This window comes from Allobosea sp. 05T433, assembly GCF_056396065.1.
The window spans coordinates 1-15202 of the sequence record NZ_JBFTKS010000024.1 but is presented as its reverse complement, the minus strand read 5'-3'; the positions used below and the strand labels follow the sequence as shown (position 1 = coordinate 15202).

Here is a 15202-nt window from a genome sequence, read left to right as displayed (position 1 = left end):
CCGCATGACAAGGATCTGAACCGATGCAAGACATTCTGGGACGTGGACCGATCGGCGTCGTCGGCCTCGGCACGATCGGCCAGCGCTGGGCGGCGACCTTTGCCCATGCCGGCTATGACGTATCCTGCTATGATCCCGATCCCGCCCGCTGGGAGGCCTTTCAATCCCTGCGCGCAACGCTTGCCGACGACCTGCAGCGTCTTTCGCCGGCCAAGGCCGAAACGGGAGACATTCGCTTCGCGAGCGATCTCGCAACCGCGATGGCCGGTGTTCGCTTCGTCCAGGAATCGGGGCCGGAGCAACTCCCATTGAAGCAGGCACTGCTGGCGGAGATCGAACAGCATATCGCTGCGGATGTGGTGATCGCGTCCTCCTCTTCGGCCCTGCTCGTCTCGGACATGCAGTCGGCCTGTGCGCATCCCGAGCGGGTGGTCCTCGCCCACCCGTTCAATCCCGTCCACCTGATGCCGCTCGTCGAGATCGTCGGCGGGAAGGCGACCTCGCCGGAGGTCGTCGAGCAGACGCGTGCCTTCTATGAGGATCTCGGCAAGAAGCCAGCCGTGCTCCGGCGCGAGGTCACAGGCCATCTGGCCCTGCGGCTGATGGGAGCGATGTGGCGCGAGGCCATCGCACTCGTCGAAAGCGGCGTCGCGACGGCGGAGGATGTCGACCGAGCCTTCTGCTACGGCCCTGGCCCGAAATGGACCTTGCAGGGCTCGTTCATCTCGAACCACCTCAACGCCGAGGGTATCGAAACCTTCCTGACCAAATACGGCAAGACCTATCAGGACATCTGGGACGATCTCGGCGATGCCCGGCTTGATACCCCGACCGTGTCACGCGTGGCGAAAGCCGTGCGTGAGGCGATCGGTGAACGCAGCGATGACGACCTGCGCAGCCAGCGCGATGCCGGGCTGGTCGACCTGCTGCGGGTGATGTCGCAGCGTGCGGCACTCTGAACGCAGGCAATGAAGAGGACCGGATGATGCAGAGCGCCTTCCCCTATCAAACCGCCCTCGTCACGGGCGCATCGCGCGGAATCGGCGCCGCGATTTGCCGCAAGCTCGCGACCCTTGGGCTTACGGTCTACGGCGTTGCACGTAGCGAGGATGCACTCGCAACCGTCGTCGCCGAGGCCGGGGTCATCCCGGTGGTTGCCGATGTTCGCGATGTTGCGGCGATCGTCGCCGCGCTCGACGGGGCCAAGATCGACATCCTGGTCAACAATGCCGGTATGGTCGCCTCGGTGAAACCGCTCTACGAGCAGACCGCGGAGGAAATCTCCGAGACGATCGCGGTGAACTTCACTGCGCCCATGCTGCTGATGCAGTCGTTACTGGGCGGCATGGTTGAGCGTCGTCGCGGTCATGTCATCAATATCACGACGACTGCCGCACGCGGCGTGTTTGCGGGAACGTCGGCCTATGGTGGGGCCAAGGCGGGGCTCGCCCATGCCGGTCGTTCTCTGCGTTACGATCTCGCCGGCAGCAATGTCCGCGTCACCGATCTCGCTCCAGGCCGCGTCGAGACTGACATTTATCTGCAGGCCTTCGCGGGCGATCGCGCCCGCCTGCATGATTCGATGTATGGCGCCGTTCGGGCGCTGAAACCGCAGGACATCGCTGAAACGATCGCGGCCGTGCTTGCCCTGCCTGAGCATGTCGACGTCACCGAAATCGAGGTGTCGCCAACCGATCAGGCTGTGGGCGGTCATGTCTACAAGTCGCAGCCGGCCTGAAGGAGGGGGGCTCAGGGGCGCCTGCCCGGCCTCCCGTCAGTGAGCTTGGCAAGAACGGCGTCGCAGGCCGCGGTCCAGCCTTCTTTGGCGCCGTGCTCGGACAGCACCGTAAGGCCGCGCTCCGTGATCCCGCCTGGCGTCGCGAGATTCGCAATCAGCGTTTCGACCGGCTCCGGCCGTTCGGCAATCATCCGGCCAGCCGCCACGAAGGTCGTCGCGGCAAGTTCGCGGGCTGCCTCAGGGCTCATGCCATGAGCGACGGACCAGTCGCGACCGAGGCCGATGAGGCTCTGAGCCCAGCCATAGATGGCGGCGCTGACCGTTGCGGTCTCGAACTGGGCTTCATTCTCAAGGACAATGACGGGGCCGAGCCGTGCGAGCAGCGCCTGGACTTCGGGAAAACTCGGGAACGCCGTTGTCGGGCTCGCGCCGAGAGATGCGGCTGTGAGCGGCATGATCCGCATGACGCGGGCAGGGGCGGCGGCTCTTTCCAAATGCGCAATGGGCACGCCCGCGCAGGCCGAAACCAGGATATGCTCCGGGCGCCATGGCAGATGGCAGATAGCTGCAATGGCATCGGCCGGCCGCGTCGCGAGAAAGATGATGTCCGCACCGGATATGAGCGTGGAATTGCACTCGGCCAGCTCAAGCTCATGGCGTTCGGCCAGTTTCGGTCCCTGACCGCGCGGCGACAGGGCGAGGTGGGGAACCGTCTGCTGGTCGCGCAAGAGGCCTTCAATCATCGCCTCGGCCAGATGGCCGACTCCGAGAAATGCGATCCGTGTCATGATGATCCCAAGAAGAAGCTGCCGGCCGGATTCGGAGGGCGCTGGTTGATTTTTTCCGGTTGCGCGATTTGAAGCTTGCACTGACCGCTTCTTGGTGATGCGAGAGCGGGGAAACGTCGTCGACAATGAGAGACGGAATGCCGAAGACCGCGAAGGCCCCGACCGTCAAGGCAGCCCCACCGCGTCGGGCGGCGGACAGCGCAGAACGCGCCTATCGCGCGATTCGGCAGCAGCTCGTCGAATTCAAGATGCGGCCGGAGGAGCGCATCAACGAGGTTCATCTGGCGCAGATGCTGGAGCTGTCGCGCACGCCGGTCCGAGAAGCGCTGAACAGGCTGGCCAGCGAGGGGTTTGTCGTCTTCACGCCCAACAGGGGCTTTTACTTCCGCGGCCTCGATATCGACGATCTCGTCGATCTGTTCGAGATGCGCTCCATCATTGAAACCGGCGCGTTCGCTCTTGCGTGCGAGCGCGTCGATCAGGCTGGGATCGAGCGCCTTCAGGCGTTCTGGGAGGATGCGCGTCGGCGCTACGCCAACAACGATCCCGACGAGATCCTCGAACTGGACGAAGCCTTTCATGTCCATGTCGCCGAGCTTGCCGGCAATCCCGAGGTCGTGCGCCAGCTTATCGGCGTCAACGCCCGAATCCGGTTTATCCGACGAGTCCAGATCGAAAACGGCCCGCAACACTCGAGTCTCGTCGGGGATCATTCGCGGATCGTCCAGGCGCTTGCTGAGCGCGACGCCGCAAAGGGCATTGAGATTCTGCGCGCACATATTTCGCTGACTTTCGCCGAGGCGCGCAGTGTTCTCAAGGATGCGCTTCTGAAGATTTTCGTGCCGGAAGAGTCGGGGTCGGTACGGCGCCGGGCACGCGTTCCGCGGAACTGACATCCCGATCCGCCTACGGGATATGAGGACGTGGCGAGACCCGCTGCGTCTCTGACGCGCATTTCCTTCCGCCGCGCGTTTGCGCGCGCGCTCACTCGGCCGGCAAATGTCAGCCGGCGAGGCGGGACTGCGTGCAGGTAATGCCCGCCTGCCAAACCAGCTGCTGACATCGCGATCGTTCTTATTCCCTATGCCCCGCGATTCGGGGTGCTGGATGCGGGGCCTCGCAGGGCCTGCCCACCCTTGCGCCACGCGCGTTCTCATCTTTGTGCAACGGCCAGAAATCGAAGTTTCAAAAGTGCCTGTACAACTGCATGCACTTATGACACGGTCACTGGTGTCAGGGGAAGCGGCTCCGCGCAAAACGGTAGTGAGATGCTCGATCACGTACTCGGCCTGGACCATATCGTTGTTGCCGTGAGCGAACTCTCGGCATCGGCCGAACGTTGGCGCGCGCTGGGGTTTTCGGTGTCGCCGCGTGGTCTCCACAGCGACTATCTCGGCACCGCCAATCACACGATCATGTTCGAGGACGACTACGTCGAACTGCTCGGCGTGCTTGCCCCGACGGACTTCAATCGGCCGACCCGCGACTTCCTCGCCGCGGGAGCGGGGCTGGAACGCCTCGCGATGCGGACTGACGATGCGCAGGCGGCGCTCGATACGCTCAAGAGAGGCGGCATTTCGGCGACTGGGCCGTTCGAATTCCGTCGGCCAGTCGAACTGGGCAGCGGCGGCGTGGGAGAGGCGGGGTTTCGCATCTTCCAATGGCCGCTCGAGCCAGCGCCTGCCGGTGTGCGCCTCTTCGCCTGCCAGCATCTGACGCGCGAGACCGTCTGGCTGCCTGATCTCGTCAGCCATGCCAATGGTGCCCGCGCCCTGAGCCGCATCGAGATCGTGGCTGAGGATCCGCCGGCTGCCGCGGCGCTCTGCGCGCAAATGCTCGGCCTCACATTCGCGCGGGGCGAGGACGGTGGTTTCTGCGTCGCTATGCGCCCGCGGGGGGCGGATCTCGTCTTCATGGATGCGCCGAGTTTCGACAGGCGTTGGCAGGTCGGCGCGCAGGCTCAAGGCACAGGCTGCGGAATTGTCCTCGACGTCGCGGCTGGCACGACCGCCGAGCCATTCGCCGAATGGAGCATAGCCGGCGAATGGCCGCTGCATTGCGCCTCCGTCGAAGGGGCTCTGATTGGCTGGGAAGCCGGAAGGCGGTCCGCGCGGCCTTGATCGATCGCCTGACGCCAGCAGGCCTGAATTCACAATAATGGAGGGGAACATGACTGCATCAACATTTACGCGTCGTCAGATGCTCGCATCGGCCGGTGCGGCGGCGCTGCTAGCGGGCTCGCCGATCGGAGCGTTCGCCCAGGAGCCGCGGCGGGGCGGTACCGTGACCGTGCACATGCCGCAGGAGCAGCGCATCCCGAACCCCGCATTGCGGGCCTCGACCGGTGTCTATGTCATCGCCTCCAAGATCATGGAGCCGCTGGTCGACCTGAACGAGAAGGGCGAACTCGAGCCCATGTTGGCGACGAGCTGGGAAGGTTCGCCGGACGGCAAGACCATCACGATCAAGCTGCGCGAGGGCGTGAAGTGGCACGACGGCAAGCCCTTCACCTCCGCTGACGTGCAGTACACGGCGATGGAGCTGTGGAAGAAGCACCTGAACTACGGCACGGCGCTGCACTCCGCCCTGGAGGCGGTCGATACGCCGGACGCGCATACGGCGATCTTCCGCTACAACCGTCCGATGCCGATGGACCTGTTCATGGGCGCCGCGCCCGACCTGGGCTACATCGCGCCCAAGCACATCTACGAAGGCACCAACATCCTCGACAACCCGGCGAACGTCGCGCCGATCGGAACAGGCCCGTTCAAGTTCGCGCAGTATGAGCGCGGCCAGTATGTCATCGCCGAGCGCAACCCCGATTACTGGCGCAAGGGTTACCCCTATCTCGACAAGATCATCTGGCGCTTCATCACCGACAAGGCCGCGGCGACTGCCGCGATCGAGGCCGGCCAGGTCCATATGAGCAACTATTCCTCGCTGCCGCTGGCCGACATCGATCGGCTGGGCAAGGACGCCCGCTTCGAGGTCTCCTCGCGCGGCAACGAGCGCCAGCCCTTCCAGAACACGATCGAATTCAACCTGCGTCGCAAGGAACTCGCCGATGTCCGGGTCCGCCGTGCCATCGTACACGCGGTCGACACCGATTTCTTCATCGAGAACTTCCTGTACGGCAACGGCAAGCGGGCGCACGGGCCGATTCCGTCCGTCTCGACCAATTTCTACAAGGCGGGAGCGCCCGACTATCCGTTCGACGTCAAGAAGGCCAACGCCCTGCTCGACGAGGCTGGCTTCAAGCGCGGCTCCGACGGCACGCGCTTCTCGCTCAAGATGCTGAGCCCGCCCTTCGGCGAGGACATCCCGCTCTGGTCGACCTTCATCCAGCAGTCGCTGCAGCAGGTCGGCATCAAGGTCGAGCTTCAGCGTCCCGATGCGGCGACCTATCTCACGGCCGTCTATCGCGACTGGAATTATGATCTCTCGACCGGCTGGCACATCTATCGCGCCGATCCGGCGATCAGCACCATGGTCTGGTACCGCTCGGGCAGCCCGAAGGGCACCGCGTTCACCAACCAGTGGGGCTGGGAAGATCCCAAGGCCGACAAGATGATGGACGATGCCGCCTTCGAGATCGATCCGGCCAAGCGCAAGGCCGCCTATCCCGAGATCGTCAAGCTGCTGAACACCGAGCTCCCGCTCTGGATGGCGACAGAACGCCAGTTCATCTCGGTCACCAGCAAGAAGCTCAAGAACCACCACAACAATCCGCGCTGGCCTTCGAGCCACTGGGCGGATCTCTGGATCGAATCCTGATCCTGGCGCGCCCCAGAAAAGTACGGCCATGCACATTCTCAAACTGGCCGGACGACGCCTGATGAGCAGCGTTCCGACGCTGCTCATCCTGCTCGCCGGATTATTCGTGCTGCTTCAGTTCGCGCCCGGCGACACGGTTGATGCATTGATGGCGCAGATGGGCGGTGGCGACCCTGCCACTGCGGCAGAGTTGCGTCGCTTCTATGGGCTGGAAGGCAGCGCGGCTGTCCGCTTGCTGGACTATCTCTGGCGGCTCGTCCGTCTGGATCTCGGATTCTCCGCGATCTACAACAAGCCCGTCGCCACCGTTATCCTGGAGCGGCTGCCGGCAACGCTCCTGCTGATGTTCTCGGCGCTGAGCTTCGCCTTCTTTGCCGGCATGCTGCTTGGCATCGTCTCGGCACAGCGCGTGAACGGCTGGGCCGATACGCTGATTTCGCTGCTCGGCCTCATCTTCTATGCCACGCCGTCCTTCTGGCTCGGGCTGATGAGCATCGTCGTCTTCTCGATCTGGCTGGCCTGGCTCCCGCCCGGTGGCTTTCAGGAAATCGGTGCCGGGCTGACGGGCATTTGGCTGGTGCTCGATATCGCACGGCATCTGGTCCAGCCGACGATCACGCTCTCCCTGATCTTCCTCGCCATCTATCTGCGCATCATGCGCGCCTCGATGCTCGAGGTCTCGACGCTGGATTTCGTGCGAACCGCCCGGGCAAAGGGCCTGAGGCAGAGCGAGATCGTCCGGCGGCATGTCCTGCGGAACGCTCTCTTGCCGATGGTCACGCTGATCGGCCTGCAAGCCGGCACGATGCTGGGTGGTTCGGTCGTCATCGAAAGCGTGTTCTCGCTCCCCGGCATCGGGCGGCTCGCATACGAATCCGTAGTTCAGCGCGATCTCAACACGCTGCTCGGGATCGTCTTTGTCTCTGCCATCATGGTCATTTGCGTGAACTTCGTCGTCGATCTCATCTATGCGCGCCTTGATCCGCGGATCACGGCCGGGGCGTCCTGATCATGAAGGCGCTCCGATATTTCCTGTTCAGCCCCGCTGCCGTGCTTGGCCTGCTCCTGCTCATCGGCATCGTCGGCCTCGCCATCTTTGCCGACCTGCTCTACCCGCGCGATCCACTGGGGCTTGCCGGTCGGCCGCTGCAATGGCCTTCGCTCGGCGGTCGCTTCCTGCTGGGAACGGACGCGTCGGGCCGCGACATCGCGGCACAGATCGCCCACGGCGCCCGCACCACATTGCTGATGGGCATCGTCTCGACCTTGATTGCGATTGCAATCGGCATCGTCGTCGGTGCGATCGCCGGCTTCTATGGCGGCATGACGGATGACGCGTTGATGCGCATGACGGAGGCCTTCCAGACGCTTCCGAACTTCATCCTGCTGCTTGTGCTCGTGGTGGTGGTGGGCTCGAACATGACGGCGGTAACGATTGCGATCGGCATCGTGTCCTGGCCGGCGGTGGCGCGCCTGACGCGCGCCGAGTTCCTGACCCTGCGCAATCGCGAGTTCGTCCAGGCCTGCCGGACGCTCGGCCTGACCAATCGCTGGATCATCTTCCGCGAGGTTCTGCCCAACGCGCTGGCGCCGATCATCGTCTATGGCAGCGTCGTGATGGCGACGGCGATCCTCCTCGAAAGCGCGCTCGCCTTCCTCGACCTGTCCGATCCGAACATTGCCTCCTGGGGCAATCTGATCGGCCAGGGCCGCAAGGTGTTGCGCAGCGAGTGGTACGTCTCCGCGATTCCCGGCGTGGCGATCCTGCTGACGATCCTGTCCGTCTCCCTTGTCGGACAGGGGCTCAACGATGCGCTGAACCCGAGGCTCCGCGGCCGATGACCCCTCTCGTTCGTATCGAAGATCTATCCATCGCCCTGCCCGGAGGGGCCGACCGGCCTTATGCGGTCGAGAAGCTCTCGCTGACCCTCACGCCGGGCGAGATCGTCTGCGTGGTCGGGGAAAGCGGTTCCGGCAAGTCGATGACCGCGTCGGCGCTGATGGGGCTGCTTCCCACCAGCCTGCCGGTGCGGGGCGGCAGGATCATGCTCGGCGAGCGGAACATTCTCGGCCTCTCCGAGGACGAGCTGCGTGCGATCCGCGGTCCCGAGATCGGCATGATCTTCCAGGAGCCGATGACGGCCCTGAACCCCCTGCGCACCGCGGGCGACCAGATCGCGGAGATGTTCCGGGCTCACACCAAGCTGTCGAAGCAGGAGATCCGGGAGCGCGCGCTGAAGCTGCTGGACGAGGTCGGCATTCCCGAGCCGGCTTCGGCCTACCGGGCCTATCCCCATGAGTTGTCGGGAGGGCAGCGCCAGCGCGTGATGATCGCCATGGCGCTGGCTCTGGAACCCAAGATCCTGATCGCGGACGAGCCGACCACTGCCCTCGATGTCACCATCCAGGCGCAGATCCTGACGCTGATCAGGGACATCCAGCGGCGGACCGGCATGGCGGTTCTGTTCATTACCCATGACTTCGGCGTCGTCGCGGAGATCGCCGACCGGGTGATGGTGATGCAGCATGGTCGCGTCGTCGAAAGCGGAACAGTCCGCGAGGTGCTCGACAACCCCAAGGCCGACTATACGCGCGCGCTGATCGCAGCGGTTCCGAGCATCACACCGCCGCCGCCGCGGGTGTTGCCGGATAGGACGATCGCAACGGTGCGCGATCTGTCCAAGACCTATCGGACGGGTGGCGGTTGGTTCGACCGGCAGCGCCGCGTGACCTACGCAGTGAAGGCGGTCGATATCGATCTGCCGAGCCGGGCTACTTTGGGCATCGTCGGCGAAAGCGGTTCGGGCAAGTCGACTCTGGCGCGCTGCATCGTACGCCTGCTCGATCCCGATCAGGGAGCGATCGAACTCGACGGCGTCGATTTCGGCAAGCTTCGCGGCGAGACGCTGCGCCGCCAGCGTCATCTCGTCCAGATGGTGTTTCAGGATCCCTACGCTTCGCTCAATCCGCGGCGCACGGCCGGGGACCTGGTCTCCCAGGGGCTGATCGCCCGCGGCGTCAAGCAGGACAAGGCCTTGGCCAAAGCCAAGGAGCTGTTCTCGCTGGTGGGGCTTGATCCCAGCGCCACCGACCGTTTGCCGCATCAGTTTTCGGGCGGGCAGCGGCAGCGCATCGGGCTCGCCCGAGCGCTTGCGCTCGAGCCAAAGATCCTGGTCGCCGACGAGGCGGTTTCGGCGCTGGATGTCTCGGTCCAGGCGCAGGTGCTGCAGCTGCTCGTCGAACTGCGCGATCGGCTCTCCCTGTCGATGATCTTCATCACGCACGACCTGCGCGTCGCGGCCCAGATCTGCGATCGGATCGCGATCATGCAGCGCGGCGAGGTGGTCGAACACGGCGTCACGGCCGAGATCTTCGCTGCTCCCAAGCATCCTTATACGCAGAAGTTGCTTTCCGCCGTCCCGGGAAGAGCCAACGGAATGGAGATGACCCCATGACCGAAATTCACGAACCCGGCGAGACATTCGTTATCCAGCCCGGCCAGGCGACGAGCTATTGGCAGCCGGTTCCGGCCAACGGCCATATCGAGGTGGTCGTCGACCCCGCGCGGGTGCGGATGGATCACCCATTGGCTCTGGGAACCCAGACCGTGCCGCCCGGTGGCTATGTCCGTGAACACAGCCACGATCGACACGAGGAGGTGATTTATTTCATCAAGGGCAAGGGGCGTGCCGTGCTCGACGGCAAGGACGTTCCGCTTCAAYCCGGCACCGCGATCTTCGTCGGCAAGAGCCGTCGGCATATGTTCATCAACGAGGGGACCGAGGACCTGCACTGGGTCTGGTTGATCGTGCCGAATGGCCTCGAGGATTTCTTCCGTCTGATCGGCCGTTCGCGGGTCGCGGGCGAGGCGGCGCCGGCCAATTTCCCCCGACCGGACAACGTTCTCGAAATCGAGCGCCAGACCGTGTTCGCCGTGCCGCCGACCGACCAGCGCAACCCCTGATCTGTCGCAATGGGACTGCCATGAGCAGGAAGCGAATAGGGTTGATCGGCTTCGGCACGATCGCGCGCGAGGTGCATGCGCGCCTCCAACAGTCGGCGGACTTTCACTTCACCGTGCTGTTGCGGCCGGATTCTCCGAGTTGCGCCACGGTGCCGGTGGGCGTCGAGGTCGCCACGACGGTGCCGGAACTGATTGCCAGCCGACCCGACCTCGTTGTCGAGGCGGCCGGGCATGCCGCCGTCGTGGAGGCCTTGCCGGATGTTCTGGCCGCTGGTCTCCCGGTCATTGCGGCTTCGACGGGCGCCCTTGCCGATACTGATTTCCTGGCTCGCCTGACCGGGATCGCGGCACGGAGCGGGGCGCGGCTCATCCTGCCATCCGGGGCTGTCGGGGGGCTCGACTATCTCGCGGCGCTACGCGAAGCCGACGATGCCCGGATTCGCTACACCTCGCGCAAGCCACCGGCCGCGTGGGCGGCCGAGCTGGCGCAGGCCGGGCTTAGCGAGCGGTCGCTCGTCGCCGAGATCGTGCTCTATGAAGGCAGCGCGGAGGAAGCGGCGCGGCTCTATCCCAGGAACCTGAATGTCGGGCTCACCATTGCGCTCGCAGCGCGTGCCGCACGGGTGACGACGCGGATCGTCTCCGATCCCGCTGCCAGGGGAAATATTCACGAGATCGAGGCGGAGAGCTCGCTCGGCTCGGCCTATCTGCGCTTCACCAACTTGCCCTCCGCCGGCAACCCAAAGACCTCGGCGATCACGGCCTCCAGTCTGGTCGCCGCGATCCGACGCCAGTTCGACATCGTGGCCATCTGACGCGGGAATTCAGGAGCGCATGGCCGGGAGGATTTCATGACCAACACGGTGTTGCCGCCTCTCGCGGATCTCGTTCCCGGCGCGCTTCGGCCGGGCGCCGAGCTGCTTGCAGAGGGCGCGGTCATGGCGCGCACCTGGCAGGTGGGCCGCAATCTTTTCCTCGATACGATGGGCGTTCCTTCCGAGGCGGCTTACAAGCGCAGGACTGCCGTTCAGGGGCGCATCATGCAGCACGCCCATATCGGCTTTCGCAGCGTCGACAGAACGCTGGACGCAATCCGGACCGTGCATGAAAGCTGCGCCCGGCTCGGCACGGTGGTCGATCGCTTCGGCATCACCCTGGACTGGTCGATGGGGTACCCGCTCGCGCAGCGCTCCCAGCGTCCGCGCGGCACCGGCATCGTCCTCGACGGGCCCGAGGATTTTTCGCGGATCACCGGCATCGTGCCGGCCGCGGCGCATTTCGGCGACTTCATGCTGGGCTTGCCCGGAGCCGTGGAGAATACCCGGGCCGCGCTGGCAGCCGGGGTCACCACTGTCGGGAATCTCGGCCAATATTTCACGTTCCGCCTCCCCGATTGGGACGACGATGTCGCCACCACCGAGGCCACGGTGACGGCGCTTGGGTTGATCGCTGCTCAACCCGTCGAGGTGTTGGTTCATTCGAACCTCGACGACGGCTTTGCCGGTTTGTTCGCCGATATGAGTTCGGCGCTCGGCATGGTGCTGATCGAGAAATATATCGTCGATGAGTTGATCGGCGCCAAAGTCTCGCATTGCTACGGACACCATTTCACGGCCCCGCTCATGCGGCTCGCCTTCCATCATGCCTTGATGCAGGTGTCGGACACGCCGGGAAGCATGATTTTCGGCAACACGGTGAGTTACAGATCCACGCCGGCCGGCAATTTCGCAAGTCTGGCGAGCTACCTCCAGGCCGATATCTGGTCGCTGCAGCGCCGGGCGAGTGGGCACGCGATCAATCCGGTCCCGGTGACCGAGAACGAGCGGATACCCGATACCGACGAAATCATCGATGCGCAGGTTTTCGCAGCCCGGATGGTCGAGCACGCGTCCGCCAATCTCGGCCTGATCGACCTGGCTTTGGTCGACGGGATGGCCGCAAGCCTCGTCGATGGCGGCCGGGCCTTTGCCGGCAAGGTCTTGACGGGCCTGCGGGAAGCCGGAATCGACACGCGCGATCCTGCCGCACTCATGTTGGCCCTGCGCCGAATCGGCCCGAAACGCCTAGAGGCGCTGTATGGCGCGGGGGCAGCCGACCGTGCGGCATGGGGCGGGCGGCGGGCCATTGTGCTTGCCGAATGGGTCGAGGAGCTCCAGCACGCCACTGAATCCTGGGTGGCGAAGGTTCCGGTCAGTGCCCGTCGTCTGATCGAAGCGAGTGGTCTCAAGGTCTGTGTGGCCAGCAGCGATGTCCATGAGCACGGCAAGAATCTGATCGAGCACCTGCTCACGAGCCTGGGGGTTGAGGCGGTCGATGGCGGTACATCGGTCGACCCCGATGATCTTGTCGAGATTGCGCTGGCACGGGGATGCGATGTCATCGCCATCAGCACATATAACGGCATCGCCCTTCGGTTCGCGAGCGAGGTACTGGGCGCTCTCGAGCGGGCCGGCCGGTCCATCCCGGTCTGCATCGGCGGCCGGCTGAATCAGATTCCCGACGACTCGAACTCGGGCTTGCCGGTCGATGTGACCCGCGAGATTTCAGTGCTCGGCGCCCTCCCATGTGAGACACCGGAGCGAATGGTCCTCGAGCTTGAAGCCTTGGCCCTCGCGAAGCGTGGCGATCTCCGGTCGGGGAGTGGGCCCGGCCGGCCGGTTGCCGCGAGCACAGGGCAATGACAATCCGCTTCCAGGGGTAGCTTCACGGCCCCTGGTGAGCGATCTGCCGCTTGCGGACTATGGGCGCATTTCGCCGGACGGGGGCTGCCCGATCAGGTCGAGCGTGCGCGGATCCGGTTCGCCGCCAAAATAGCGCTGCAGGCCCTGCCGGAAGATAGTGTCGCCGCTAGCCGCGGCTAGCGTAAACAGGGTCAAGCTCGAGCGAAGCTTCTTGTCGTCGGGCGAGCCGAAGATGGTGTGGGCTGAGTGGCCCTCGAGCTCCAGGATGGCGGCGGTGCACGCGACGAGGCGGGGGCCGAGAATGGGATGGGCGAGATAGGCACGCGCTTCCGCCAGCGACGCCAGGCCGTAGCGTTCCGCCGTCGGCGAAAGGCCAAGACCGCGCAGCTGCGGAAAGACGAACCACATCCAGTGGGTCCGCTTCCGGCCTGCTCGCAGCTCGGCAAGCGCGGTTTCGAAGATCGGCTCCTGGGCGGTAACGAAGCGCTGAAGGTCGTGAACCTCCGTCACGGCTTGCCCTCCCATCATTCGGCGCGACGAGCACACGGCTGGACGGTTCTCCGGGGGCCGCCGCGGATTCCCATTCTATGTGAAGAAGCGCGCGGGGCGGAAATCGGCAAGCTCCTGCCGTTCAATGCCAGTGAGGATCTCGTCCGCGGCCATGGCCCCGAGCGCCGGCGAGAGCGTCGCGCCGCTATGCGTGACCATCAGATAATAGCCGTCGAGGCCAGGCACGGGCCCGATGGCCGAGAGGCCATCCCTGGGAATGGGGCGCTGGGTGACGCGCGTGGCCTCGGGTTGGATCGGCGCAATGCCGGGAAGGATCCTGGTCAGCCGTTCGATCACGACCGCAGCCTGCGCCATGCCGGGATGCTCGCTGACCTCGGGCGTCACCTGCGCGTCGGCCGGTCCCCAATGCACCATCAGCCTTCCGGCGCCATCCGGTCGGAAATCGCAAAGCGGCGAGGAGACCACGCGCTGGATCGAAGCCGGCACAGGCGGTGTAAAGACCAGGAAACCGACCGTGGGCTCCAGCGGGACATTGGGAGCGGACGTGCCGATCGTGTCATTGGACCAGCGCCCGGTGCAGTTCACCACCAGGTCTGCATGAAATATCTCGCCGGTTTCGCAGCGTACGCCCTTGACCTTGCCGCCTTCGACGAGGAGGGCCCTTACCCGCGTCTGGGTCTTCAGCTCAGCGCCGAGCCGGCATGCCGCGCTCATCATGGCGTGGGCGTAGACGACCGGGTCGAGCCAGCCATCATTCGGGTACCAGGCGATGGGCGCATCACCGATCGCCGCGGGATCGATATCCGGCTCGAGTTCGAGCAGTTGCTTGCGGTCGATCCATTCGGCCGCGTAGCGCCAGTCCTGCAGGCGTGAAACCTTGGTGCGCTGACCGTCGCGCTCGGCTTCCGCCTTCCATTCGACGCGACCGCCGCCGTGCCACCAGGGTGTTGCGCCAAACTCCTCCTTCAATGCTGCGTGCGCCTTCATGCCGGCGACGTTCAGGTCATGATAGCTGCGAGGCTCCTTGTTGCAGGAGTTGGTCCAGGCGAAGCTGATGCCGGACGTACCGCCGCCAACCCGTGTCGCCTCGAGCACGGTGACGCGCGCGCCCGCGAGGGCGAGGCGATAGGCGACGGAGGTTCCGAGGACTCCGGCGCCGACCACGATGATCTCAGGCATAGTATTCTCCGGCATGGTGTGAACCCGCTCTTGATCCGGTCCCGTTCGCGCGCCGGCTTGTTGCCGGCGGGCGTCCTGGACTGCCGCGAGCGGATGCGAGGCAGACCTGGGAATGTGCAGAGCGCCGCGTTCGGCGTCCAGGCCGGCAGCGCAGACCCTCGGGCGTGTCGTGGGAATGGCCGGTCGCTGTCAGTGATGGCCCCCAAGGACGGTGCACGTGCCAAGGACTTTCGCTGCCGTCGATGGCGGCGTCTCGCGCCTCGGAATGGAGCAGATGCGGGCCCCGGGGAGTGGATAACTCAGCAAGGCATTGCGATCATTGGCTTTATTCCAGCGTTCCCGACGGCGGATTGCCAAAATATGAGGCCCTGTCATCGAACTGTCGGAAAAGTTTTGTTTTGGCGTTGACAGGTCGAGATGGTGGGGCCTATAACGCAGCCATCGAGACGGCGCCGCCGCTGGCGGGGCCGCTCTACTGCGCTTCATGAGAGCTTCGGGCCTTGTAGCCGAGAGATCGGTTGGCCTGCTTGTCTTTGTTAGACGCACCGCTGTTTGAAAACTGAAGACA

General features: G+C 64.8%; 14 protein-coding genes. 11 read left to right on the top strand and 3 right to left on the bottom strand.

From position 1 onward, the window contains the following. Positions 1–23 precede the first annotated feature (23 nt). A complete protein-coding gene (locus tag AC1DGP_RS26260; protein ID WP_441507413.1) occupies positions 24–959 on the top strand; it encodes a 3-hydroxyacyl-CoA dehydrogenase family protein in 936 nt (311 codons plus the stop codon). 23 nt (positions 960–982) lie between these two features. Further along, positions 983–1738: an SDR family oxidoreductase gene (locus AC1DGP_RS26255; RefSeq protein ID WP_441492755.1), complete on the top strand. Its 756-nt coding sequence runs from the start codon at positions 983–985 to the stop codon at positions 1736–1738. Positions 1739–1749: 11 nt separating this feature from the next. On the opposite strand, the gene AC1DGP_RS26250 is transcribed toward AC1DGP_RS26255, so the two are convergent. Further along, the gene (locus tag AC1DGP_RS26250) at positions 1750–2526 is read right to left on the bottom strand and encodes a pyrroline-5-carboxylate reductase family protein (protein WP_441507411.1); all 777 of its coding nucleotides are present in this window, start codon (positions 2524–2526) and stop codon (positions 1750–1752) included. 125 nt (positions 2527–2651) lie between these two features. Between AC1DGP_RS26250 and AC1DGP_RS26245 the strand changes: the two genes are divergently transcribed. The 9 genes from AC1DGP_RS26245 to AC1DGP_RS26205 all read left to right on the top strand — a co-directional run bounded on the left by AC1DGP_RS26245 (position 2652) and on the right by AC1DGP_RS26205 (position 12945). After that, complete coding sequence (locus AC1DGP_RS26245; protein WP_441507410.1) at positions 2652–3419, top strand: GntR family transcriptional regulator; 768 nt, start codon at positions 2652–2654, stop codon at positions 3417–3419. Between the two features lie 375 nt (positions 3420–3794). Then, a complete protein-coding gene (locus AC1DGP_RS26240) occupies positions 3795–4646 on the top strand; it encodes a VOC family protein (RefSeq protein ID WP_441492758.1) in 852 nt (283 codons plus the stop codon). A 49-nt stretch (positions 4647–4695) separates the two neighbouring features. Beyond that, positions 4696–6300 carry an ABC transporter substrate-binding protein gene (locus AC1DGP_RS26235; RefSeq protein WP_476832661.1) on the top strand — a complete coding sequence of 535 codons (1605 nt, stop codon included), beginning with the start codon at positions 4696–4698 and terminating at the stop codon, positions 6298–6300. 28 nt (positions 6301–6328) lie between these two features. Continuing rightward, the gene (locus AC1DGP_RS26230) at positions 6329–7309 is read left to right on the top strand and encodes an ABC transporter permease (protein WP_441492760.1); all 981 of its coding nucleotides are present in this window, start codon (positions 6329–6331) and stop codon (positions 7307–7309) included. A 2-nt stretch (positions 7310–7311) separates the two neighbouring features. Beyond that, positions 7312–8142 (top strand): ABC transporter permease, encoded by an 831-nt coding sequence (locus AC1DGP_RS26225; protein ID WP_441492761.1) that lies wholly within the window; start codon positions 7312–7314, stop codon positions 8140–8142. Next, positions 8139–9755 carry an ABC transporter ATP-binding protein gene (locus tag AC1DGP_RS26220; protein WP_441492762.1) on the top strand — a complete coding sequence of 539 codons (1617 nt, stop codon included), beginning with the start codon at positions 8139–8141 and terminating at the stop codon, positions 9753–9755. Before AC1DGP_RS26225 ends, AC1DGP_RS26220 begins: the two co-directional genes overlap by 4 nt. Further along, positions 9752–10264: a cupin domain-containing protein gene (locus tag AC1DGP_RS26215; RefSeq protein WP_476832660.1), complete on the top strand. Its 513-nt coding sequence runs from the start codon at positions 9752–9754 to the stop codon at positions 10262–10264. The genes AC1DGP_RS26220 and AC1DGP_RS26215 overlap by 4 nt, the downstream gene beginning before the upstream one ends. Positions 10265–10284: 20 nt before the next feature. Continuing rightward, positions 10285–11079: an aspartate dehydrogenase gene (locus AC1DGP_RS26210; protein WP_441492764.1), complete on the top strand. Its 795-nt coding sequence runs from the start codon at positions 10285–10287 to the stop codon at positions 11077–11079. 36 nt (positions 11080–11115) lie between these two features. Beyond that, positions 11116–12945 carry a cobalamin-dependent protein gene (locus AC1DGP_RS26205; protein ID WP_441507409.1) on the top strand — a complete coding sequence of 610 codons (1830 nt, stop codon included), beginning with the start codon at positions 11116–11118 and terminating at the stop codon, positions 12943–12945. Positions 12946–13002: 57 nt separating this feature from the next. Here AC1DGP_RS26205 and AC1DGP_RS26200 read toward each other — a convergent pair whose 3' ends face one another. After that, positions 13003–13455, bottom strand: a complete 453-nt coding sequence (locus AC1DGP_RS26200; protein WP_441507408.1) for a DUF1810 domain-containing protein — start codon at positions 13453–13455, stop codon at positions 13003–13005. 75 nt (positions 13456–13530) lie between these two features. After that, positions 13531–14634, bottom strand: a complete 1104-nt coding sequence (locus tag AC1DGP_RS26195; protein ID WP_441507407.1) for an NAD(P)/FAD-dependent oxidoreductase — start codon at positions 14632–14634, stop codon at positions 13531–13533. Positions 14635–15202 lie beyond the last annotated feature (568 nt).

What these genes read in the sequence shown, in the direction of transcription:
- AC1DGP_RS26220 (WP_441492762.1), top strand. Translation starts at nt 8,139, where the DNA reads ATGACCCCTCTCGTTCGTATCGAAGATCTATCCATCGCCCTGCCCGGA.
- AC1DGP_RS26260 (WP_441507413.1), top strand. Translation starts at nt 24, where the DNA reads ATGCAAGACATTCTGGGACGTGGACCGATCGGCGTCGTCGGCCTCGGC.
- AC1DGP_RS26235 (WP_476832661.1), top strand. Translation starts at nt 4,696, where the DNA reads ATGACTGCATCAACATTTACGCGTCGTCAGATGCTCGCATCGGCCGGT.
- AC1DGP_RS26245 (WP_441507410.1), top strand. Translation starts at nt 2,652, where the DNA reads ATGAGAGACGGAATGCCGAAGACCGCGAAGGCCCCGACCGTCAAGGCA.
- AC1DGP_RS26210 (WP_441492764.1), top strand. Translation starts at nt 10,285, where the DNA reads ATGAGCAGGAAGCGAATAGGGTTGATCGGCTTCGGCACGATCGCGCGC.
- AC1DGP_RS26205 (WP_441507409.1), top strand. Translation starts at nt 11,116, where the DNA reads ATGACCAACACGGTGTTGCCGCCTCTCGCGGATCTCGTTCCCGGCGCG.
- AC1DGP_RS26250 (WP_441507411.1), bottom strand. Translation starts at nt 2,526, where the DNA reads ATGACACGGATCGCATTTCTCGGAGTCGGCCATCTGGCCGAGGCGATG.
- AC1DGP_RS26225 (WP_441492761.1), top strand. Translation starts at nt 7,312, where the DNA reads ATGAAGGCGCTCCGATATTTCCTGTTCAGCCCCGCTGCCGTGCTTGGC.
- AC1DGP_RS26230 (WP_441492760.1), top strand. Translation starts at nt 6,329, where the DNA reads ATGCACATTCTCAAACTGGCCGGACGACGCCTGATGAGCAGCGTTCCG.
- AC1DGP_RS26255 (WP_441492755.1), top strand. Translation starts at nt 983, where the DNA reads ATGATGCAGAGCGCCTTCCCCTATCAAACCGCCCTCGTCACGGGCGCA.
- AC1DGP_RS26240 (WP_441492758.1), top strand. Translation starts at nt 3,795, where the DNA reads ATGCTCGATCACGTACTCGGCCTGGACCATATCGTTGTTGCCGTGAGC.
- AC1DGP_RS26195 (WP_441507407.1), bottom strand. Translation starts at nt 14,634, where the DNA reads ATGCCTGAGATCATCGTGGTCGGCGCCGGAGTCCTCGGAACCTCCGTC.